21 protein-coding genes are annotated in these 21969 nt (G+C 53.8%); 7 read left to right on the forward strand and 14 right to left on the reverse strand.

Annotated features, from left to right (window positions below; translation table 11 throughout):
• Positions 1–2: 2 nt before the first annotated feature.
• Positions 3–3773 carry an autotransporter assembly complex protein TamB gene (tamB, locus tag QMZ30_RS23145; RefSeq protein WP_283229048.1) on the reverse strand — a complete coding sequence of 1257 codons (3771 nt, stop codon included), beginning with the start codon at positions 3771–3773 and terminating at the stop codon, positions 3–5.
• A complete protein-coding gene (gene tamA / locus QMZ30_RS23150) occupies positions 3770–5509 on the reverse strand; it encodes an autotransporter assembly complex protein TamA (RefSeq protein ID WP_038644462.1) in 1740 nt (579 codons plus the stop codon). Before tamA ends, tamB begins: the two co-directional genes overlap by 4 nt.
• A gap of 449 nt (positions 5510–5958) precedes the next feature.
• On the opposite strand from tamA, the gene paeA reads away from it, so the two are divergent.
• Positions 5959–7296, forward strand: a complete 1338-nt coding sequence (gene paeA / locus QMZ30_RS23155) for a polyamine export protein PaeA (protein ID WP_039331425.1) — start codon at positions 5959–5961, stop codon at positions 7294–7296.
• Positions 7297–7379: 83 nt separating this feature from the next.
• Here paeA and QMZ30_RS23160 read toward each other — a convergent pair whose 3' ends face one another.
• Positions 7380–7586: a DUF1107 domain-containing protein gene (locus QMZ30_RS23160; RefSeq protein WP_031280153.1), complete on the reverse strand. Its 207-nt coding sequence runs from the start codon at positions 7584–7586 to the stop codon at positions 7380–7382.
• Positions 7587–7899: 313 nt separating this feature from the next.
• Between QMZ30_RS23160 and QMZ30_RS23165 the strand changes: the two genes are divergently transcribed.
• Entirely contained in the window at positions 7900–8457 is a 558-nt protein-coding gene (locus QMZ30_RS23165) for a YtfJ family protein (protein WP_283229049.1), read from the forward strand.
• Between the two features lie 35 nt (positions 8458–8492).
• On the opposite strand, the gene QMZ30_RS23170 is transcribed toward QMZ30_RS23165, so the two are convergent.
• Positions 8493–9476, reverse strand: a complete 984-nt coding sequence (locus QMZ30_RS23170) for an IS110 family RNA-guided transposase (protein ID WP_283229050.1) — start codon at positions 9474–9476, stop codon at positions 8493–8495.
• Between the two features lie 253 nt (positions 9477–9729).
• Positions 9730–10476 carry a 3'(2'),5'-bisphosphate nucleotidase CysQ gene (gene cysQ, locus QMZ30_RS23175; protein WP_039331431.1) on the reverse strand — a complete coding sequence of 249 codons (747 nt, stop codon included), beginning with the start codon at positions 10474–10476 and terminating at the stop codon, positions 9730–9732.
• 292 nt (positions 10477–10768) lie between these two features.
• Here cysQ and QMZ30_RS23180 point away from each other — a divergent pair, with 292 nt between their 5' ends.
• Positions 10769–12718 (forward strand): bifunctional 2',3'-cyclic-nucleotide 2'-phosphodiesterase/3'-nucleotidase, encoded by a 1950-nt coding sequence (locus tag QMZ30_RS23180; protein WP_283229051.1) that lies wholly within the window; start codon positions 10769–10771, stop codon positions 12716–12718.
• Positions 12719–12754: 36 nt separating this feature from the next.
• Here the strand turns inward: QMZ30_RS23180 and QMZ30_RS23185 are convergent, their stop codons facing one another.
• The 3 genes from QMZ30_RS23185 to bamJ form a co-directional block, all read right to left on the reverse strand.
• Positions 12755–13060, reverse strand: coding sequence for a type II toxin-antitoxin system RelE/ParE family toxin (locus QMZ30_RS23185; RefSeq protein WP_283229052.1), 306 nt, complete (start codon positions 13058–13060; stop codon positions 12755–12757).
• Positions 13061–13309, reverse strand: coding sequence for a type II toxin-antitoxin system Phd/YefM family antitoxin (locus tag QMZ30_RS23190; RefSeq protein ID WP_283229053.1), 249 nt, complete (start codon positions 13307–13309; stop codon positions 13061–13063). It lies immediately after the preceding gene.
• Positions 13310–13428: 119 nt separating this feature from the next.
• Positions 13429–14049, reverse strand: coding sequence for a BamJ family beta-barrel-assembly machinery protein (gene bamJ / locus QMZ30_RS23195; RefSeq protein ID WP_283229054.1), 621 nt, complete (start codon positions 14047–14049; stop codon positions 13429–13431).
• Between the two features lie 214 nt (positions 14050–14263).
• Here bamJ and QMZ30_RS23200 point away from each other — a divergent pair, with 214 nt between their 5' ends.
• Complete coding sequence (locus QMZ30_RS23200; RefSeq protein WP_283229055.1) at positions 14264–14920, forward strand: LysM-like peptidoglycan-binding domain-containing protein; 657 nt, start codon at positions 14264–14266, stop codon at positions 14918–14920.
• Between the two features lie 63 nt (positions 14921–14983).
• On the opposite strand, the gene rplI is transcribed toward QMZ30_RS23200, so the two are convergent.
• From rplI to rpsF, 4 genes are read right to left on the reverse strand one after another with little or no spacing between them, the layout of a single operon-like run.
• The gene (gene rplI / locus QMZ30_RS23205; protein WP_039331442.1) at positions 14984–15433 is read right to left on the reverse strand and encodes a 50S ribosomal protein L9; all 450 of its coding nucleotides are present in this window, start codon (positions 15431–15433) and stop codon (positions 14984–14986) included.
• Between the two features lie 39 nt (positions 15434–15472).
• A complete protein-coding gene (gene rpsR, locus QMZ30_RS23210) occupies positions 15473–15700 on the reverse strand; it encodes a 30S ribosomal protein S18 (RefSeq protein WP_002210155.1) in 228 nt (75 codons plus the stop codon).
• Positions 15701–15704: 4 nt separating this feature from the next.
• A complete protein-coding gene (gene priB, locus QMZ30_RS23215; protein WP_071885715.1) occupies positions 15705–16022 on the reverse strand; it encodes a primosomal replication protein N in 318 nt (105 codons plus the stop codon).
• Positions 16023–16028: 6 nt separating this feature from the next.
• The gene (rpsF, locus tag QMZ30_RS23220) at positions 16029–16424 is read right to left on the reverse strand and encodes a 30S ribosomal protein S6 (protein WP_034829324.1); all 396 of its coding nucleotides are present in this window, start codon (positions 16422–16424) and stop codon (positions 16029–16031) included.
• Positions 16425–16808: 384 nt separating this feature from the next.
• Here rpsF and QMZ30_RS23225 point away from each other — a divergent pair, with 384 nt between their 5' ends.
• Positions 16809–17015, forward strand: coding sequence for a hypothetical protein (locus QMZ30_RS23225; protein WP_039331517.1), 207 nt, complete (start codon positions 16809–16811; stop codon positions 17013–17015).
• Positions 17016–17063: 48 nt separating this feature from the next.
• On the opposite strand, the gene yjfP is transcribed toward QMZ30_RS23225, so the two are convergent.
• The gene (gene yjfP / locus QMZ30_RS23230) at positions 17064–17813 is read right to left on the reverse strand and encodes an esterase (protein ID WP_283229056.1); all 750 of its coding nucleotides are present in this window, start codon (positions 17811–17813) and stop codon (positions 17064–17066) included.
• 159 nt (positions 17814–17972) lie between these two features.
• Between yjfP and QMZ30_RS23235 the strand changes: the two genes are divergently transcribed.
• Complete coding sequence (locus tag QMZ30_RS23235) at positions 17973–19904, forward strand: methyl-accepting chemotaxis protein (RefSeq protein ID WP_283229057.1); 1932 nt, start codon at positions 17973–17975, stop codon at positions 19902–19904.
• Positions 19905–19960: 56 nt separating this feature from the next.
• A complete protein-coding gene (gene bsmA / locus QMZ30_RS23240) occupies positions 19961–20287 on the forward strand; it encodes a biofilm peroxide resistance protein BsmA (protein WP_283229058.1) in 327 nt (108 codons plus the stop codon).
• Here the strand turns inward: bsmA and QMZ30_RS23245 are convergent.
• A complete protein-coding gene (locus QMZ30_RS23245; RefSeq protein ID WP_283229059.1) occupies positions 20261–21889 on the reverse strand; it encodes an isovaleryl-CoA dehydrogenase in 1629 nt (542 codons plus the stop codon). The genes bsmA and QMZ30_RS23245 overlap by 27 nt on opposite strands.
• Positions 21890–21969 lie beyond the last annotated feature (80 nt).

Raw genomic sequence — 21969 nt, forward strand, 5'->3', positions numbered from 1 at the left:
TGCTAAAACTCAAACTGATAGAGCAAATCCAGTGCCTGATCGAGACCCGACACGGCTTCTAAATAGAGTTTGGGCATCAGGCGATAACGCAAGGTTAAAGTCGCCAGTGAATCAAATATGCCGACACCGTATTTTACTTGTAGACCCGGCAGTACATAACCACTCACCTGCACCTGCTGGCTGTCGCCCACGCCGGTGGTATCGAGGGCAAGGTTACTCACGCCGAATGTCTCGCCGATTTTACCCATAACCTGACCACTTTGTGCAACCCCTAACCCTACAAGTGCTGAAGTTAATGCATTGCTGTCACCGTCGCTGCTCAGTCCCTGGCCGCGTAACAGGTAAGAAAGCGCTTCCTGTTGCGACATTGCCGGGTCAGAGAACACCTCCACTTTCGGTTCATCCGCTAAGCCAGTGACACGGATACCGGCCGTGACATCATCTTCGGTTGCCTCTGGATTACGTATCGCCTCCAGATTCACATACGGCTGATCCGGTGGTCCGGCAAACTGCAGCTCCCCTTTGCGCACAATCAAATCCTGACCATAGGCGTGGAAACGGCCATCCGGAATATTGATTTGCCCGTTCAGGCCCAGGCCGTTTTTATCCTGTACCAGTTTAAGATCGCCGTTCAGTTTGGCTTTCAGACCAAAAGCAGAGAGGCGCACATCGTTGCCAACGTGGACCACCAGGTTGCTGTTGATCGGAATCGCCGCCGTCTTCGGCTGAATCGGTTTCAGATCTTTATCCAGCATCACCTCATCGGATGAGACACCGGTGGCGCTCTCTGGCACCTCCTGCACCGTGATACGCGCCCAAGGAATATCAACCTTGCCATCAAGATTAAACGCGGCTGGCGTGGCCTCGAATACCAGATCCGGTGATACATCCATACGTACCATCGGCGGCACCGTCACGCGGATACGGCTGCCCTGGGCTGTCACACGGGCACGCCAGTTATCCAGTTGGCTCCAGTCGGCATTACCGCCCAGGTTCAGGTTGCCCTGCGTGGTTTGCAACAGGCCGTTGAGCGTGGAGCTCATGCCGTTGAACACCATATTCAGGTTGGCGGAGGTGAGCGAAACCGGCATAAAGCTGGCCTGCACATTCACATCGCTCAACCCCAACTGGCCAAACACTTGCGGCTGTTGTAACGAACCGCCCAGACGCAGATTGCTGTTGAGATTGCCTTTGATCTTCTCACCCTGCATCAACGCCGGGTTGAACATCGCCAGTGACAGATTGCTGATGCCCACGTTACCTGACAGCAGTCGACGGCTTTGCGGATCGGCAATTTGCACGTTACCGCTCAACTGACCGTTGTTGACGATGTGGATCAGCCAGTCGAGTTGTGCGCGTCCATTACGCATCGCCGCATTGAGGTTGAGCGTATCGAAAGCAATCGGCAGCGTGTTGCCCTGCACATCCTGCTCCACTTTCACCCCGTTGCCTTTGAGCGATACGGTGCCAGTAGGCAGTGCGCCATCAGCGGTCCAGTTCACCCGCGCATCACCGCTGAATACGCCGTTGAGCTTGGTGGCATCGGTGAGGAAGGGTTTGATCATCGCCAAATCGAAGCGATTGAGTACCACATGGGCGTGACCGCTTGGCCCTGCTTCAATCGGTTCTGGTACGCAGACTTGTGCATTCGGGTTCTGCCAGCAGTGAGGCCCGATAGTCGCAGTCTGCTTGCTGTTGAGATAATCGATCGCCATGGCGCGCGTCAGACGCCATTCACCCACCGGCGTGTCAAAGTGGGTGTTGTTGAGATTGCCCTGCCAGCGTTGAGTTTGACGATCAAAGCTGCCGTTCAGTGCCAGCTGGCCGGAGACCGGTTCACCTTGTACGTTTAGCTTCAGCTGATGCTGTTTCTCATTGCCGTCAGCATTCAGCGTCAGCAGGTTGATCTTCAGCGCATCCTGTTGCAGTTGCTCGACGCGCAGTTGCAGCTTACCGGCAATCTGCTCGCTGGATTTCACGTCGCCTTGCAGCGCCACGCGTTGAATATGCAACTGCTGCCAGCGTAAGCCGGTTGCCGTCAGGTCCGCCAGTAATTGCGGCGCCTTCAGCGTTCCGCGTGCTTTCACTGTGCCTTTCGCCACCCCGCCGAGACCTGGCAGCGCGTTGTCCAGCTGCGGCGCATCAATGTTGGCATCCAGATTGAGTGCATCGCCCAGCTCCCCCTTCACATCCAGATGGTTGCGGCCCAGCGCAATGTTGATGCCAGGGATTTTCCACTGGTTGTAGCTGTTGCCAGTGAGCGAACCTTTCGCGCTGACAAGGTTCTGCTTCACGTTGCCCTTCAGCTCCAGCTGCGGCACGCTGAGCTGCCAACTGCCGCCATACAGGCTGCCACGCGTAGCAATTTTGCCGTCGAGCTTGGCGGGCCAGTCTGGATACTGTTTGGCAGTGTTGATACCCGACAGCGTCAGTTCACTGCGCCAGCTAATGGCTTTGCTCCAGTCCACCAGCGCCGTCAAATCCACGTTGCCCTGCAGCGCCGCAATACGCAGCTTATCAAGATTGAACTGCTGCACATTGCCTTTACCGTCCAGCGCCAGAGTGGCAGGCGGCACGCCTTCCCCTTTCACGGCAGTGCGCAGCGACATCACATAGTCAGTGGCTTTGCCTTTGAACTGATAATCGAGGTTATCGGCCTGATACTGCACCGGGCCGGTCAACGGCCAGCGCAGTTGCGGACTGGTGAGTTTGAGTGACAGCGGTAATCCGGCGACCGCCGGTTGTGCAGCGGCATCCAGCTGTGCCTGCACCGGGCCGGAAAGATTCAGCCCCAGCTTGAGTTCTTCACGCATCGCACCGCTGAGGTTCATTTTGATCTTTTCACCCTTGATAGGGTCGAGATTCAGTGAACCATTGAGGGTGAAGTTCACCGGCCAGTTATCGGCCAGCTGCGCGTCACCGCTGGCGTTGACCTGCCCTTGCGGTGAATCGACGTCAAAGGTTTCCAGTTGCAGATGGCGATCGGCGGTTTTGGCTTTCAGCAACAGACGCGTGATGGTGACATCAGTGTCACCGGTCAGGCGTAACTGCTCGCCGAGCAACTCTTGCACGGTGATATCCAACGGCAGTTGGAAATCCGGTAACTCTGGCAACAGCGGTTTGGCGAACATCTCCTGCAGAGTTTCACCCAACGGCTTTTCATCTGGCTGCGGCTGCTGCACTTTTGGCTGCACCACTTGCTCATCGACCACTTTCGCCGCTTTCGGCAGCGCAATCAGCAGGCTTTGAATATGCGTCGGCGTTAACGTCAGCGCACGTCCCTGCCAGTTAAGACCGGTGGTGAAATCCAGCAGCGAGATCGCCGTATCATCCACTTTGACGTTGATGTTATGCAGGCCAACTTTGCTCAGGGTGATCGGATACGGCGTACTCAGGTTGGTGCTGCCGCTCTCTTCTTGCGGAGGCGGAGCAGCGGCCGGGGGCATTTTCTTGCTATCGACCACCACGCTGACGTCCTGCAAGCCGATGTCGTTGACACAGACTGAGGAGTGCAGCAGGCAATTGAGATTCAGCGCCAGGTGGAAGCGCCCCGCGTCGACACTCACGCCGGGCATTTCATATTTTACGCCGCTCAGCGTGAGATCACGCCAGCCGCCTTCGACTTTGTTGATCGATAAACCCGGCACCCAGCGATCGGCGCCTTTGAGCAACAGATGCAATCCCGGCGTAGTGCCAATCAGAAACGCCACGCTGCCAAACAGCACCACCAGAAAAATACCGAATCCAATCAGGACCTTTTTCCACAGCTTCATAGTTCAGGCCCCAGTCCTACATAGAATTGCAAACCGTGTTCCTTGTCATCGCCAATTGGACGTGCGATATCAAATTTGATCGGCCCCACAGGAGAAGCCCAGCGTACACCCACACCTGCGCCAGTCTTGAAATCACTCTGTTTGATGTCGTTCACCGCTTCACCGGAATCGACGAACACCGCGCCCCACCATTTGCCGGTCACGTTGTATTGATACTCCAGCGAGCCGGTGGCCATTTTGGAGGCCCCGGTCAATTTGCCGTCGCTGTCACGCGGCGAGACGTCTTTGTATTTGTAGCCGCGAATACTGCGATCGCCACCAGCGAAGAAGCGCAGATCCGGCGGGACTTTGTCGAAGTCGTTGGTTTCGATCCAGCCGAGATTGCCACGTACCACAAAGCGGTTTTTCTCGCCCAGCATGCGGATCCAGACGTTTTGCGCCTGCAGGATCAGGAAGTCGACATCCGAACCCCAGGTGGTATCAGAGACATCTACCGAGTAACGCTGCGAGTCGCCCCAGGTGGGCATCAAGCCACCGCGCGAACGCGTGCGGCTCAAACTCACGCCCGGATAGAGCAGCATCGTGGTGTTGGTGACGCTACCTTGGGTAAAGTGGTCAAGACTCCATTTCAGGTTAACCGCGCGCTGCCAGCCGGAGCTGCTGTCCCAGTTGCGGGAGACGCCCAGCGTGGTGGTATCGGCTTTGGTATCGTTGAGATCGGTGCGCTTCAGGCCGCCAGAGAAGGTGTAATACTGTTCCAGCGGGCTTTTTAACAGCGGCACTTTATAGCTGAGGTCCAACTGCTGTTCGGGAGCAGAAATATAGGAGCTGGCGGTCAGGCTGTGGCCACTGCTGTTGATCCACGGCTTTTTCCAGGTGCCTTTCAAACGTGGCCCGACGTCGGTGGAATAGCCCACACCGGCTTCAATGGTGTTTTCCACGCGCGGCGAGACGGCCGCATTGAGCGGCAGCACTTTGGTCTGGCGGCCTTTATCAAATTCCGGGGCCACCACCACCGAGTTAAACCAGCCCGTGGCGGATAAACGACGGTTCAGCTCTGCTAAATCACGCGAGCTATAGGGATCGCCTTTTTTAAACGGCACCAGATTACGCAGATAGGCTTCGTTGATTTGCGAGCCCTGGAAGCTGACATCGCCAAAACGGTAGCGTGGACCGCTGTCGTAATCGATGTCCCAGAAAGCTTCGCGTCTTTCGACCGAAACGCCAAGCTGGCTTTGCTTAAAGTCACCGTCGAAGTAACCATTACGCAGTGCCAGGCTGGAGAAGCCGTTTTTAAATTTATCGTATTCACCGTGATTCAGTTGGGTGCCGACTTTCGGCGTGCCCTGTTTCACCCAGGCTTTGTAATCATCATCATTTTTAGCTGCGCCTTCGACCACGATGTGGCTGCCGCCGATCTTCACCGGTTCACCCGGTTTCACATGGGCAATCAATACCGGTCGGCCACCCTGCGGCGGAGCAGGACGGGACTCAAAATCGATCTCGGGTTCGTAGTAACCCAGCGCACGCAAACCTTCTTTGATCGCCTGCGAAACACGCGCCTGGAAACGCCCGTCGCTCGACACCTCGTCCGTACCAATGGTGGACAAGCGCGCCCTGACGTTCTTCTGTAAATCCCCGGTTAAGCCTTCAAGCTGCAAGCGCACTTTCGCTGCCTCAACGGCAGGCGCAGCAAGCAACAGGCTGGCCAGACAATAAATATGCAATCGTGGCACGTTTACTCCTGTTAATAATGCCTGCCCCTAATTCCGCAGGGGCGTTAATGCTCATAGGAGGCTATCACCACCACTCGCTTACCCATCAGCATAGCCGCTCTTTTCGGCGCATAGCTGAGGAAAAATGGTCACTAAGCCAAATCATTTCCTATTGTCGGTAAATGGCGGGGCCGATACAACAACGAAGCCGCAGTTCTGTGCCTGACAGCGGCGCACTCGGATTAATCCTGGCCTTCGATGCGCGCCTCTGGCGGCATGATAAGCGCTGCTGCTATAATCAGCACCCAGCAGGCATGACCTGCTTTCCTTTCTGCCCCGACGCTAACGTTCCTTGTCGAAATGGCGCAGACATTTTTGGCACGGATAGCCCTGTATCACGGGTGAGTACTGGATGTACGCCCGCGCTGCCCAGGCCAAAAATGACAAGTGATTAACCCAACGGATCTTTTATGCTCGATAGCTTACTTGTCATTCTTTTACTGATTGTGATCAGCTCATTCTTTTCTCTTTCAGAGATTTCGCTGGCGGCTGCCCGTAAAATCAAACTTAAACTACTGGCCGATGAAGGCAACATTAATGCCCAGCGCGTGCTGAAAATGCAGGAACAACCTGGCATGTTCTTCACCGTGGTGCAGATTGGCCTGAACGCGGTGGCGATCCTCGGCGGTATTGTCGGTGATGCCGCGTTCTCACCCGCCTTCAGCAGCCTGTTTAGCCGTTTCATGTCACCCGAACTGGCCGATCAGTTGAGCTTCATCTGCTCGTTCACCGTTGTCACCAGCCTGTTCATCCTGTTCGCAGATTTAACACCTAAACGCGTGGGGATGATTGCGCCGGAAGCGGTGGCATTACGCATCATCAATCCTATGCGCTTCTGCTTGCTGATCATGCGTCCGCTGGTGTGGCTGTTTAACGGTCTGGCGAACGTGTTCTTCCGCATCTTCAAATTGCCAATGGTGCGCAAAGACGACATCACCTCGGATGATATCTATGCGGTGGTGGAAGCGGGCGCGCTGGCAGGCGTGTTACGTAAGCAGGAGCACGAGCTGATCGAGAACGTGTTTGAGCTGGAATCGCGCACCGTGCCCTCATCTATGACATCCCGCGAGAATATCGTCTGGTTTGATCTGCACGAAGATGAAAACAGCCTGAAAACCAAAATCGCTGAACATCCGCACTCTAAATTCCTGGTGTGTGACGGCGACATCGATCACATCGTCGGTTATGTGGATTCCAAAGAGCTGCTGCTGCGTGTGCTGGGTAACCAGAGTATGACGCTCAGCAGCGGCGTGCAGATCCGCTCCGCGTTGATTGTGCCGGATACGCTAACTCTCTCTGAAGCGCTGGAAAGTTTTAAAACCGCCGGTGAAGACTTCGCGGTGATCATGAACGAATACGCGTTGGTGGTGGGTATCATCACCCTGAACGATGTGATGACCACCTTAATGGGCGATTTGGTGGGCCAGGGTCAGGAAGAGCAGATTGTCGCGCGTGATGAAAATTCATGGCTGGTCGAAGGCGGCACACCAATTGATGACGTGATGCGCGTGCTGGATATTGATGATTTCCCGCAGTCCGGTAACTATGAAACCATCGGCGGCTTTATGATGTATATGCTGCGTAAAATCCCGAAACGCACCGATTTCGTGAAGTTCTCAGGCTATAAGTTTGAAGTGGTGGATATCGACAGTTACCGCATCGACCAGTTGCTGGTTACGCGTATTGACGACCGACCGCCAGTGCTTAATGTCACTAAGAGTGCGACGGATGAGCTTGAGTCACCGTAGGGTGATGAGCTGAAAAAAACAAGGCGCGATAAATCGCGCCGCTACAGGGCGCCTGACTTCATGGCGCCCTTTCTTTTTGTTGCTTAGTTGTACTCAGCTTGCAGTCGCAACACCTGGCGATTGATTTCTGACATCACGCTGAGATGCTGCTTATCTTTGACGCGTGGCAACATCACTTTGCCTTTATCAAACTCAAACGCGCCAACATCCTTGATGTACAACCTTCCTTTAAATAGCGTTTTTACATATTTCGCAATTTGCAGCGGATTATAGCGCTGGAAGATTTTCATGCTGTCTAACTCCTGAACAGATGGAATACGCTTCGCCGTTGCCAAATTCGGTACGAGCCCATGAAGCGCAAATGAGGCATAACTATAGAACACCCTGCGTTACGTATGTTCCGAAAAAGTGAATTTTTTACTGAATTGACACATCATTACAGAACACTCTGTTATGCCGTTCACAAAACACAGTATAAACCTTCACTCATTAAGGAATTGTGGCATGGGTTGCAAAGCTGTTAACTCATCGCGACAGGCGCATCATCCACGCCTAATATTGCAAAAACATGAATAACTGGTCGGATCACTAAGGAGCATCAACATGCGTTTGGCACATTCTTTAATAGCACTGGCACTGTTGTTACCGGGGCTCGTCTCAGCCCACGCGTTGAAGCTGGGCGACCGCGTCCCGCCGGTTGGCGTGAGTGACAGAGGTGAGCTGCTTTATCAACAAGATAAGTTTAGCTATCAGCCGTGGAATAGCGCGCAGATGAGTGGAAAAGTGCGAGTCATCTTACATATTGCCGGGCGCTCGTCGGCTAAAGAGCAAAACGCCGCGTTGATTGAAGGGATCAAAGCCGCGAAATTTCCGCACGATCGCTATCAGACCACCACCATCGTCAATACCGACGATGCCATTCCCGGCACCGGTATGTTTGTGCGCAGTAGCATCGAGAGCAATAAGCAGCAATATCCGTGGTCGCAGTTTATCGTCGACAGCAATGGCAACGTGCGTAAAGTGTGGCAGTTGGAGAAAGGCGGCTCTGCCATTGTGATTTTGGATAAAACCGGCCATGTGCGTTACGCCAAAGAGGGCGCGTTGACGCAGGATGAAGTGCAACAGGCGATGATGCTGATCCGTGAGTTATTGCAACAATAGAATCCAGCACGATTTTGTAGCTACCGTCTTGCACGTCAAGCGGTAGCTACGTAATTTTCATCCCACGGCTCGCCAGTTTTAAGTACGCCGAAGCACAGATGCACCAGTTTGCGCATTACCGCTCCCAGCGCAACTTTTGCCGGTTCACCTTTCGCTATCAGTCGTTCATACAGTGACTTCACTGGTCCATTCCATCTCGCGGCGACTACTGCCGCCATATACAGTTTTGCTCTTACGTCGGCCGGGCCCGTTTTGGACATTCGCGCAAGCCCTCTCACTGAGCTGCCGGATATTTTTTCTATCGGCACCACTCCCAGCCAGGCCGCTAACTGAGCCGCACTCTTGAACGTGTTACCGCGCAGCACGGCAAGCATGGTGGTCCCCACCACGTTTCCTATTCCTTTTATCGACTCCAGCAGCTCCAGATCTTTCTTCAGCCCATCGTTCTTGTCTGTATGATCAGAGATGAGCTTCTCAACCCGCTCCAGCTCGATTTCCAGTGCACACTGTGTCCGGTACAGCGATGCGATAACCTCCGGTGAGGTTCGGGTTGACTGTCCTTTTTCCAGCCTGTTTTTAGCACGCTGAACATCAACCTGAAGGGAGTCTCGCAGGCGCACTAACTCCTTAAGCTTGCGGACCTCTGGCGATGGAGGTACCCAGACATCAGGCTGCTTCAGCTCCCCATATCGGGCCAGAACATAAGCATCAATGCTGTCATTCTTGGTCAGGATGCCCAGTCCGCGGGCAAACTCGCGCACACGCTGCGGATTCGCAATACAGACCGTGACGGGAGTATTTTCAGTCAGCCCGTAAGCAACATTCTCATGGTAGATGCTGGTGGCCTCCATCACGGCCATTACCTGTTCTGGTGGGCACTTCTGTTTGAGCAGCCAGTCGTTGATTTCCAGTTCTACATCAGGCTGATTTTTAAGGGACTTTGATTTCTTTTTACCATTACCTGATAGCAGGCAGAGGTCGAGCTTTTGTTTACTGACATCAATACCAAGATAAATCATTCGCTGTCTCCCTTTCACTTGAACCATCACGCCATCTAGCCTTGTACATGCGAAGTCAGAGCTTCTGGTTACCGTTCAGAGTAGTTGCTGGCGTGAAAGGAGAAACGGAGGGCTTAAAGCTACGAAGCAAGATCCAAGTCTTAAGCGGCGCGAAAAGCTTCCTCCGTTTCGTGTTACTGGTAGCTAACCAGCAACACTTTCAAGATACAAGCGGCGCGATTTATCGCGCAATAAATTGCGCCGCTACGAACCATTAAAACAGCGAAACGCGGAAACCCGGGTTCAGGAAAGATTCACGCGGTGCATAGTCCAGCGTTTTACCCTGCCAGTCATGCACGTGTGCGCCAGCAGCAATCGCCACCGCGTGGCCCGCGCCGGTATCCCAGATGTTAGTCGGCCCAAAGCGTGGATAAAGCTGGGCTTTACCTTCAGCCACCAGGCAAAACTTCAGCGATGAACCGATCGCCGTGGTTTGATGCTCGCCCAACTGCGTCAGATACTCTTTCAGTTCTTCATCTTTATCAAAGTGCGAACGGCTCACCACCACCAGTAATGGACGCGCTTCACGCACCTGAATCTGCGTTTTATGACCGCCCTCTTCTTTCCAGGCTTTACCTTCCGCAGCGAAGTACATGACGCCCAGAGCCGGCGCGTAGACCACGCCCAGCACCGGCTTGCCGTTGTCGATCAGGGCAATGTTGACGGTAAATTCACCATTACGCTTTATGAACTCTTTGGTTCCATCCAGCGGATCGACCAACCAATATTTTTGCCAGTGCTGACGTTCCGCCCAGACTGGCGGATCTTCTTCTGACAGCACCGGGATCTCGGGTGACAGCCGGGCAAGCCCATCAATAATCACTTTATGTGCCGCGAGATCGGCGGCGGTAACCGGGGAATCATCCGATTTGCGTGTGACATCCATCGGCTGTGCACCATCGTAAACCTGCATAATCGCATCGCCCGCTTCACGCGCCAGCTGGCAAATTTTATCTAACATTTTCCACCTCTTATCCGCTGATTCTGCCTGTCAGACATTTACAGCCCACCTCTACACAGTTTAGCAGTTGTGCTTCAACCCTCGGCGGCTGCACTGCCGGCTACGGCAATCTATATGATTATCAATACCATAGTTCACTGACCGCGGCTATGGCGCGATGCTGAATAGGTTTATGGCTGAGCCGCACGGCGGAAACTGTGCAAAAGTCCGGGTTACATCACAAATTGAAATGATAATTCGTCATTGTTTTACATTATTTTGAGAGGCCTATTCATAAAACAAGGAGCAAGCCATGTTCAAAGCGAGCATGTCGTTACTGGCGCTGTGTGTTACAGCGGCCACGGTGCACGCCGCTACAGTGGATCTGCGCATTCTGGAAACCACCGATTTGCACAGTAATATGATGGATTTCGACTACTACAAAGACACCCCGACCGAGAAGTTCGGCCTGGTGCGCACCGCGACTTTGATCCAACAGGCTCGGGCAGAAGCGAAAAACAGCGTGCTGGTCGATAACGGTGACATCATTCAAGGCAGCCCGCTGGGTGATTACATGGCCGCCAGGGGGCTGAAAAAAGGCGATGTCCACCCCGTTTATAAAGCAATGAACAAGCTGGACTACGCGGTGGGCAATCTGGGTAATCACGAATTTAACTATGGATTGCCCTATCTACAAAAAGCGATTGCCGGTGCACGTTTTCCTTACGTTAACGCCAACATTATCGATGAAAAGAGCGGAAAACCGCTGTTTACACCCTATTTAATCAAGGAAACGCAGGTCACAGACCGCAGCGGTCAGGTACATCGATTAAAAATTGGCTATATCGGCTTCGTTCCGCCGCAGATTATGGTGTGGGATCGTAACAATCTGCAGGGAAAAGTCCGTGTTGATGACATCACGGAAACAGCGAAGCGCCATGTGCCGGAAATGCGCGCAAAAGGTGCTGAAATAATCATCGCCATTCCGCATTCAGGTTTAAGCAGTGAACCCTATCACGCCATGGCCGAAAATTCGGTCTACTACCTCAGCCAGGTGCCGGGTATCAACGCCATTATGTTTGGTCATGCGCATGCGGTGTTCCCCAGCAAAGAGTTCGCCGCCATTAAAGGCGCTGATATTGCACAGGGCACCCTCAACGGTATTCCTTCAGTGATGCCCGGCATGTGGGGCGATCATCTCGGAGTGGTCGATTTGGTGCTGAATAACGAGGGTGGCAAGTGGCAGGTCACGCAGGGTAAAGCGGAAGCGCGTCCGATTTACGATCAGGTCGCGAAGAGGTCACTGGCGGCGGAAGATGCCGACCTCGTGAAGGTACTGGAACAAGATCACCGTGCCACGCGTGAATTTGTGGCTAAGCCCATCGGGAAATCCGCCGACGTGATGTACAGCTATCTGTCGCTGGTGCAAGACGACCCCACGGTGCAGATCGTGAACAATGCGCAGCGTGCCTATGTTGAGCACTTTATTCAGGGCGATCCCGATTTAGGCCGCCTACCGGTGCTGTCTGCTGCTGCTCCGTTTAAAGCCGGCGGGCGCAAGAACGATCCGGCCAGCTATACCGAGGTGGAGAAAGGTGAACTCACCTTCCGTAATGCCGCCGACCTTTATCTCTACCCCAACACCCTGGTGGTGATGAAAGTCAGCGGTGCGCAGGTGAGAGAGTGGCTGGAGTGTTCAGCCGCGCAGTTTAATCAGATTGACCCGCACAGCAGCAAGCCGCAGTCGCTGATTAACTGGGATTTTCGCACCTACAACTTTGATGTGATTGATGGCGTGGATTATCAAATCGATGTGACGCAACCGGCGCGCTATGACGGGGAATGCACGTTGATCAATAAACAGGCTTCACGCATCAAGGATCTGACATGGCAGGGCAAGCCAATCGATCCGAATGCCACTTTCCTCGTAGCCACCAACAACTATCGGGCTTATGGCGGTAAGTTTGCCGGAACCGGTGATAAGTACGTCGCATTCGCTTCACCTGATGAGAACCGATCCGTGGTTGCGGCTTATATCAGTAGCGAAACAAAAGCGCATGGTGAAGTGAAACCGCAGGCCGATCATAACTGGCGTTTAGCGCCTATTCACAGTGACACGCCGCTGGATATCCGCTTTGAAACCGCACCAGGCAAAAAAGCCACGCAGTTTATCGAGAAGTACGCTGATTACCCGATGAAGGCGGTGGGCAGTGATGAGATTGGCTTTGCGATCTGGCAGGTGAATTTGCAGAAGAGTGATTAGTTCGGTAGGGGCGGCCATCAGGCCGCCCAAGGGCGCTTAAAGTCGGGCATCAAGGTGAATTTCTGGTACTCGGCTTTGATGCAACACGGCCAGCACAATAATACCAGCAGGGCAAAGTTGATAATAAATCATATGGCTAACGAAGGGGAAACTGAAAACGCCTTCAGCAATATCCACCGTTCGACTTTTCCCCATCGACGGCAACTCAGACAAGTTTCGCAGCGTGTGCTGTAAACGTCTTAAGTAATGACTGGATTGAGTGCTTCCCCAGTTCATCAGCGTGAACTGACGAATATCGACAAGATCCTGCCGCGCTTCATCCGTGAGCTTGAAATTAGCCATCTAGTCCAGTAGTTGATTAAAAAAGGTGTCACCATCGGTCAGTCGGCCGTTGGCAATGTCTTCCCTCGCTCGGGCAATCTTATCCTGCACAAATTGCTGCTTCATTGCTTCAATCGCCTCAAACTCTTCTGCAGATATGACAACAGCAACAGGTTTACCGTTCCGACTGATTTGCACCGGTTCACGTTGAGCTTTGAGAAGCATATCGCCAAATTGTGTTTTGGCTTCGTTGGCAGAGAGTAAATACATATCGCACCTTCCGCTTAAATCGTTCGATTTGACCATTATATTGCGAAATCGATTAAAAATCAGCCGAACTTACATACAAAAAAACCGGCAATCAATGCCGGTTTCTTGTTCACTGAAAATTACAGAATTTCCAGCAGCTCAACTTCAAAAATCAGGGTGCTGAATGGCGGGATTGAGGCGCCAGCACCGCGCTCGCCGTAGGCGAGGTTTTGTGGAATCACCAGCTCCCACTTAGAGCCAACTGGCATCAGGGTCAGCGCTTCAATCCAGCCAGCGATAACGCCGCTTACCGGGAATTCAGCCGGCTCGCCACGTGCAACTGAGCTGTCGAAAACAGAACCATCGATCAGTTTACCGGTGTAGTGAACGCGTACACGATCCTGACGCGAAGGGATTGGGCCATCACCTTGGGTGATCACGCTGAACTGCAAACCGGTTTCGGTGCTGCTTACGCCTTCGCGCTGCGCATGCTGCTCAAGGAATTTCTGGCCTTCTGCTGCCATGGCTTCAACACGCTCACGACGCACGCCTTCAGCACGCTCATGGACTTCACGCAGCGCACGATGTACCACGTCAACAGGCACAGCCGGTGAGTTCCCTTCCAGCGCGTCGCGCAGGCCCGCGAGCAGTGCTTCCGGCTGCAAACCTTGCAGTCCAGATTCCTGCAACTGCTGGCCTACCTGTAAACCGATACCGTAACTTGCCTGTGATTCGACGCTGTCAAATGAAGGGGTGGTCATTTTGATTCCTTAATCCCGAATAAATTAGAAACGGCAGCATAACAGCGCGGGCGGCTGGCGTAAAATCTGCTGCGGCAGAGATGACATTTCTCAGCGAAAGAGAAACAATACACAGGTCAAATTTTTCAATGCTGGCAGGCACTTCGCGCCCGCATTGCCCATACTATAGCTGTGACAAGGTTTTTGCTGTACAGCGCTAAGAAAGAGAGAATACATGGGCCAGATCGCCCCACGACGTCGCAGGACGCGCGCACCGCGTGCTTTTACTTTACCGAGGTTGCAACGTTGGCTGCCGCAAATTAAGCGCAAGGCCGCCAGCGAGGAGGATTCACGAATGGCTTCTGATACCCCTTCCCGCGTTCCCGCCGTGCTGCTGCGCGTCTGGCATCTGCTGGATAATGTGCGATGGATGGACCCGCTCCCGGCCTTCCATCGTCGCGGCATTGTTATCGCTCTGCTGGTACTGTTACTGGCGTTTCTCTGGCCGAGCAGCACGCCACAATATCCGATTGAACGCCCCGCTGATAACAGCAGCAAAGAGGTGCCGCTGCAGGCCGAGATTTATGACAACAAACAGCCGCAGAACGCCACGCCAAAAGCCGACTCCCAAGGCGAATGGCACAGTTACACCGTGGCATCAGGTCAGACGCTGGCCCAACTATTCCGGGACAACAATTTACCGGTGAATGATGTGTTCGCGATGGCTCGCGTAGAGGGTAACGATCAGCCGCTCAGCGCGCTGAAAAATGGCCAGCAGGTGAAAATTCGTCAGAATGCACAGGGTGTGGTGACGGGATTGACGGTGGATAGCAGCAACGGTCCGGTGTTATTTACGCGCCAGCCAGACGGCAGTTTTATTCGCGCTCAGTAAACCGCAGAAACAAAAACGCCGGCAGAAGCCGGCGTTTTCGCATAACCAGTTACCAAGTAATAATTACTCAGCCACTACATTCACAACCAGTTTAGCGAACACTTCGCTATGAACCTGGAAGTCAATCTCGTGCTCACCGGTAGAACGCAGAACGCCGTTTGGCAGACGCACTTCGCTCTTAGACACTTCAACGCCAGCTGCAGTTACAGCGTCAGCGATGTCGCGGGTACCGATAGAACCGAACAGTTTACCTTCGTCGCCTGATTTAGACGCGATGGTAACGGTGCCCAGTGCATTGATTTTCTCTGCACGTGCGTTAGCAGCAGCCAGAACGTCAGCCAGTTTGGCTTCCAGTTCAGCGCGACGCGCTTCGAAGAACTCAACGTTTTTCTTGGTAGCAGGAACAGCTTTACCCTGTGGAACCAGGAAGTTACGAGCGTAGCCCGCTTTAACGTTAACCTGATCACCCAGGCTGCCCAGGTTTGCTACTTTATCAAGCAGAATAACTTGCATTACCTTATCCTCTTAAAGTCGTTAATGGACAACTACCAATTACTGATGACGATCAGTGTATGGCAGCAGGGACAGGTAGCGAGCGCGCTTGATGCAACGAGCGAGCTGACGCTGGTATTTTGCACGAGTACCGGTGATACGGCTCGGAACAATTTTACCGCTTTCGGTAATGTAGTTTTTCAGTGTAGCGATATCTTTGTAATCAATCTCTACAACGCCTTCCGCGGTGAAACGGCAGAATTTGCGACGACGGAAATAACGTGCCATTTGGCTAGTCTCCAGAATCTATCAATTCAATCTGCTCGGCATGTAACACGACTCTACTTTGACCATTGCGTGCCTGATGGCAGCTAATGAAACCTTCGAGAACGAGTTGCGTACCGACCGTTATATGTTGAGTAATCACCTGATGGGTGCTGCCGCTGATAATCACCGGCATCTGACACCAGGCTTGCCGGTGAAAACCGGCTTCCTCCTGCACAGAACGGTGCTCAAGCACGAACTGGCAGTGAGGAATCCCTGACGGACTGATTTTTCGAACTGGCGTCTTGCACACAGTGCCTGACAGGCGCAGTCGATTTGCCGTCATGTCGGATTACTCTTCAGAATCCCCAGCATCTGAGTCATCTGATGATTCGTTAGCGAAGTCTTCGCGACGATCACGACGCTCATCTTTCGCTTTAACCATCGGAGATGCTTCAGTTACCGCGTGCTTAACGCGCATAACCATGCTGCGGATAACGGCGTCGTTGAAGCGGAAGTTAGTTTCCAGCTCGTCAATCACTTCCTGCGGAGCTTCTACGTTCAGCAGAACATAGTGTGCTTTGTGCAGTTTGTTGATTGGGTAAGCCAGCTGACGGCGGCCCCAGTCTTCCAGACGGTGAATCGTGCCCTGTGCACCGGTGATAGCACCAGTGTAACGCTCGATCATACCTGGAACCTGTTCGCTCTGGTCAGGATGGACCATAAATACGATTTCGTAATGACGCATCGATAGCTCCTTACGGATTATTCAGCCTCCTGTCAGGGTCAGCTGCGGCCCACGGAAGCAAGGAACGTTATAGGTTGTGAATCATTTAAAATGAAACACACCTCTGAATGCAGCTGAAAAATTGACGCGTAATCATACTGGCCTTATAGGGATAACTCAAGCGCACAATTCATCAAATCGCAGAGTGTGTGCCAGTCGAGGGCACCTTTTGTGCTTTGGATTGTGATTCAGCAGGTTAGCGAGGGATTGTTCAAAATTGCTGATGGTGGCGTTCAATGGGACGATCTGGCATCAATGTGACAAACAACTAAACTATTTACAGGCGCAACGGTTTGGCTTATTCGCGGCGTCTGAGAGTGCAATCCCTGGAGTGAGGAGTCGAATATGAAAACCATCATTTTCGCCACTTTACTGGGTCTCTTCCTGTCTCCACCCGCTTTTGCCAGCTCCGCTGACTATGCGCAGCAGATGAGAAGTAACAGCAGCAATGCGGCTTCAGGCTATGTCTACGTCAACCGGCTGGATACGCCTGGCAGCAACCCGGTCAGTGCGAATACCAGTGCAGCAGAACGCCTGTCTTCACAGCTTTAAAATCGGACGACGTAACGGGCTGGCCTCTTGTGCCAGCCCGAGTTTTTTCTAAAGATGATGTTTGAAAAAACTCACCAGCGCAGTCAGGGCTGATGGCGTAATTTTGTGGCCGATCTGCTTTTCGGAAAGATAAGTCATTTTTCCATCCAACTGGGCGTCGCGCAGCGCTTTCTCTAGCCTGACCGTCTCGGCGAATGGCACCACTTCATCGGCTTCACCATGCCACAGCAATAGCGGGCGGTGCGCCAGTTTCTCCAGTTGCTGACTGGGATCGTAAGGTGCCAGCGGCGCAAGACGCGCGGCAAAGGTCTCTTTCTGCTCCGGCGTACGGGCCACCAGCGGAGGGAATAACGTATGGCTCAGCTGCATAAAGTAACCCGATCCCATCATGCAGGCGACACTGTGGATCTGCGGATAACGTGCCATCGCGCCCAATGCCGTCATCCCTCCCATGGATGCACCTGCAACGGCAAAGCGCTCATCGGCGACCCAATCGTTCCCACGCAATGCCGCTTCCAGTGTCGGCACTTCATCAATGTTCTGTTTGAGGATCTCCCAAAAATGCGTCATGCGCATTTCGGTATCCCCGTTATAGCGCGATCCGTGCATATCCGCATCCGGCATGATGACGCGAAAACCGGCTTGCGCCAGCGCCACCGCGAAGTAGCTGTACACTTCTTTGGATGAGGTAAAGCCGTGATAAAACAGGATGGTAGGTAAACGCGCATGCCGTTGTCCGGCCGGTGACGCGTGAATACACTCAATACCTGCCAGGTTCTCCGTCGCCAACTCAATCATACCGCCTCCGTTGAGAATGATTATCACCCGTCACAGTGTAAGTGCTGAGCAGCAAAACGCGAGCAACTTCACATTTAATCAGAATAATTTCTGTACTAAACCTTTTGCCAGATTTGCCGTTGATCTTGTACCTCTCCAACACTCTTTAATAGGTACTTTATGAAGCGTCTCTCTCTCAGCGCCATGGGTCTCGGAATTAAGCTGTCTGTATTGACGTCTTTAAGCGTGGCGATTGTGCTGTTTACCTTGACCCTCACCCTGAGCCATAACGCCGCGCGTCAACTGGAGCAGCTGGCCACCGATGACATGCAAAATCAGGTGCTGGGCATCAATGAAATGGCCACCATGTTTAACGCCACACTGTCAGAGGAAGTGGCGAACTACACCAAGCTGTTTCAGAGCTTCCTGCCTAAACGCTTTAGCCGTGATGAAAACGAGCGCATTCAAGTGGGCGAGTTCAGCACCCCCACCCTGCGTGCTGGGTTGAAAACCCTCAATCTCGATCAAATTGCGGTGGATGATTTTCTGGAACGCACAGGCGCGGTGACGACCATTTTTGTGCGCGATGGCGAAGATTACATCCGTATCGCCACCTCTTTGAAAAAGGAGGATGGCAATCGCGCAGTAGGCACCAAGCTGGATCGCAGCAGTGCCGCGTGGCGCAGTATTAACCAAGGACAGGTATATCGTGGACTGGCGACATTGTTTGGTCATCGCTACATCACACAGTATCAGCCGGTGCAGGATGAGAGCGGTGCAGTGATCGCCATCCTGTTCGTTGGGGTGCAAATCGATGCGCAATATGCGCTGATGCGCGACAAAGTGCTGGCACGCCATCTGGGCGACAGCGGCAGCTTCTTTGTGCTGAACGGTGCACCGGGCAGTGCGCAAGGGCAATATCTGTTTGACCGTCAGGCAGAGGGCAAATTACCGCGCTGGGATACATCAGTGCAGCAGCAGTTGTTAACCCAGCCCAAAGGGCTACTGAGTATTGAACTGGAAGGTGAAACCAAACTGCTGGCGTGGCAACAGCTGCCAGGCTGGAACTGGATTATCGCGGGAGAGGTGAGTCGTGCCAGTTTGCTCGCGCCTATTACGCAAAGCCGCAACCTGTTCATTGTCATTGGTCTGGTATTGGTCATCGCCTTCGCCGTCGGCTTTATGTGGTACAGCCGCCGTGCCATCACGCGTCCGCTACAGCAGGTGATTCATCTGGCAGAGCAATACGCTGCGGGTAACTTACAGGCGCATCTCGACTCCTCGCGCCGTGATGAAGTGGGCCAACTGGTAGCGGCGATTAATGGCATTGGCGACGGGCTGGAAAAAGTGGTCAGCCAGGTGCGTAGCGCCGCCCGTGATATCAGCCACGGCACCGATACCATCGCCGCCAGCAGCTCCAGCATCAGCGAACAGATTGGTCGCCAGGCCAGTAGCGTAGAGGAAACCTCAGCCAGCATGGAGCAGTTTGGCGCGACCGTGGCGCAAACCGCGGCGAACGTGCGTCAGGCCCTGGCACTGGTGGGTGAAGCGGCCAGCACCGTTGATCAGGGTGAAGCCACCGTGGCGCGTTCCGTGGAGACCATGTCTGAGATTCGTGTCGCATCACAAAGCATCGCGGATATCACGCACGTTATTGAATCAATTGCTTTCCAGACCAATATCCTGGCGCTTAACGCCGCGGTTGAAGCCGCACGCGCCGGAGAGCATGGCAAAGGCTTTGCGGTGGTTGCCGCTGAAGTGCGGGCACTGGCCCAACGCAGCGCCACAGCCGCAAAAGAGATCGATACCTTGATTGCGACCTCCATCAGCAAAGTCGCGGCGGGACACACGCTGTCGGAGCAAACACGTGACGCCATGCAGCACATCGTCAGCCATATTGAGCAGGTAAAAGCGTTGATGGGCGAGATAAATATTGCCGCACAAGAGCAGGCGGCGGGCATTGGTCAGGTCAATCTGGCGATGAACCACATTGGTCAGGCCACGCATCAAAGCAGCGATATGATCACCCAATCCGAGACCACCGCACACACGCTGAACCAGCAAGGTCGCCATCTGACACAGTTGGTGAGTCTTTTTCATTTGAAGGACTGATATGAAAAGGGAAGATGACATAAACTTGAGCCATCTTCCCCTTTCTGGAGTGTGTTATGCGTCGCCTTTTACTGGCAGTGTGTCTGGTGCTGAGTGGCTGTTCCGCGTTTAAAACCACCCCCGAAGCCCCACCGCCGCCCACCAGCCACGCGCAGGAAATCACCCGCGCACAAAGTTATGGCTTGCGTAAGCTCGGCAATATCACCGTCACAACACGTGGCTCGCCAGATGATGCCCAACGTGCACTGGCCGCGCGCGCCAATCAGGCGGGAGCGGTGTACTACCAAATCCTGATGCTTGATGAAACGACCCTGCCGGGTTTTTGGTACGGTACCGCGATCCTCTTTGGCGCCCCTTCAACGGGCACTGGCTCGCAGCAGTAAGCGGCTGCAGAGATCGTCACTCAGTCCTCGTCGGCCACGCATATCCAGATGCTGGCCACACCAACTATCGGCAAGTGGGGGTTCTGCCACTTTGAGCAAAATAGCTGCGCTTGCGAGCTGCAATAACGTTTGGGTCACTTCGCGCGCAACCCCCTCCCGGGCATGGGGCAACTGCAACCGAAGTTGACGCCAGCGGCGATCAAAATGACGGTTGATCCCTTTCACCGCATCGAACTCATCATCCAGCATGGTTAACACATCCGCATGCCGTCCCAGCACGCGCATCACATCCAGGCACATCACATTGCCTGAACCCTCCCAAATACTGTTCACCGGCATTTCACGGTAGAGACGCGGCAGTTCGCTCTCTTCGCAATAGCCGATGCCTCCCAACACCTCCATGGCTTCCGCCACAAAGGGGATGCCCGCCTTGCAGATGCCAAATTTGGCGGCGGGGGTAAACAGCCGTGCATATAAACGTTCATGCTCACTGGCGGGGGTTGACCAGGCGCGTGCCAGACGCAGCAACAGTGCAGTTTGCCCTTCCAGTTGCAGCGCCTGCTGCGCCAGCACGCTGCGCATCAACGGCTGGTCACTGAGGTTTTTGCCCATTACCTGGCGCTGATGTGCGTGGTGCAAGGCAATGGATAAGGCGCGACGCATCTGACCATGGCTGCCCAGCGCACAGTCAAATCTCGTCATACCGCCCATTTTCAGAATCAGCCGCACACCCTCACCCTCTTCGCCCATCAACCAGCCAATGGCATCCTGAAACTCGACTTCGGCGCTGGCATTGGAACGGTTTCCCAGCTTCTCTTTTAATCGCTCGATGCGGATCGCATTTCGCATGCCATCCGGCAGCAGTCGTGGCAAAAAGAAACAGCTCAGCCCTTGCGCTGTCTGCGCCAGGATCAGGTGTGCATCACTTTGTGGCACCGAGAAGAACCATTTATGCCCGGTGACGCGATAAGGCTCGCCAGGCCCACGCACACCAAGCGGTTCAGCGCGTGTCGTGTTGCTCAACACATCGGTACCACCCTGTTTTTCTGTCATCCCCATACCAATCAACAGACCGCGCTTTTTATTGCCCGCCACGTGATGGGCGTCATAGCGATCGCTGAGCAGGGCGTCGTGCCAGTCGGCATAGGGCTGCGGCAAATAATTTTGCAGTAGCGGGATGGCTGCATGCGTCATGGTGACCGGACAAAGCGACCCAGCTTCAACCTGAGCATGCAAAATGAAGCGAGCCGCGCGCGCCACCATAGCATTGGGCTGTACGTCAGGTTGCCAGCTGAGATTGTGCAGGCGGCTGGCGCAAAGTCCTTGCATCAGCAAATGCCAGGCGGGATGAAAACGCACTTCATCAAGCCGCTCACCACGGGCATCGTAACGGAGCAGTTCGGGCGGGTACGCATTAGCCAGTCGGCCTAATTCGAGAGATTCAGCGCTGCCAAGTTGCAGCCCAACGGAGGCGAGCCATTCGCGATCCCAGCCTGCGCCTTCGCGGGTCACGGCCTCGCAAAGCGCAATATCGTGGGTAAACAGGTTACTGTTACTGAGTGGCGGTGGTTGATTGAAAACGTTGTGGGTGGTCCAAGGCATAATATTGCATCCCCCTCATTGAACGCATGGTTCAAGTATGAGGGTGATGCACAGTTATGCCTGGTACAAAAACACTTTTG

The sequence above is a fragment of the Pantoea sp. EA-12 genome, from assembly GCF_030053355.1.
Taxonomy (GTDB): Bacteria; Pseudomonadota; Gammaproteobacteria; order Enterobacterales; family Enterobacteriaceae; genus Pantoea; species Pantoea vagans_C.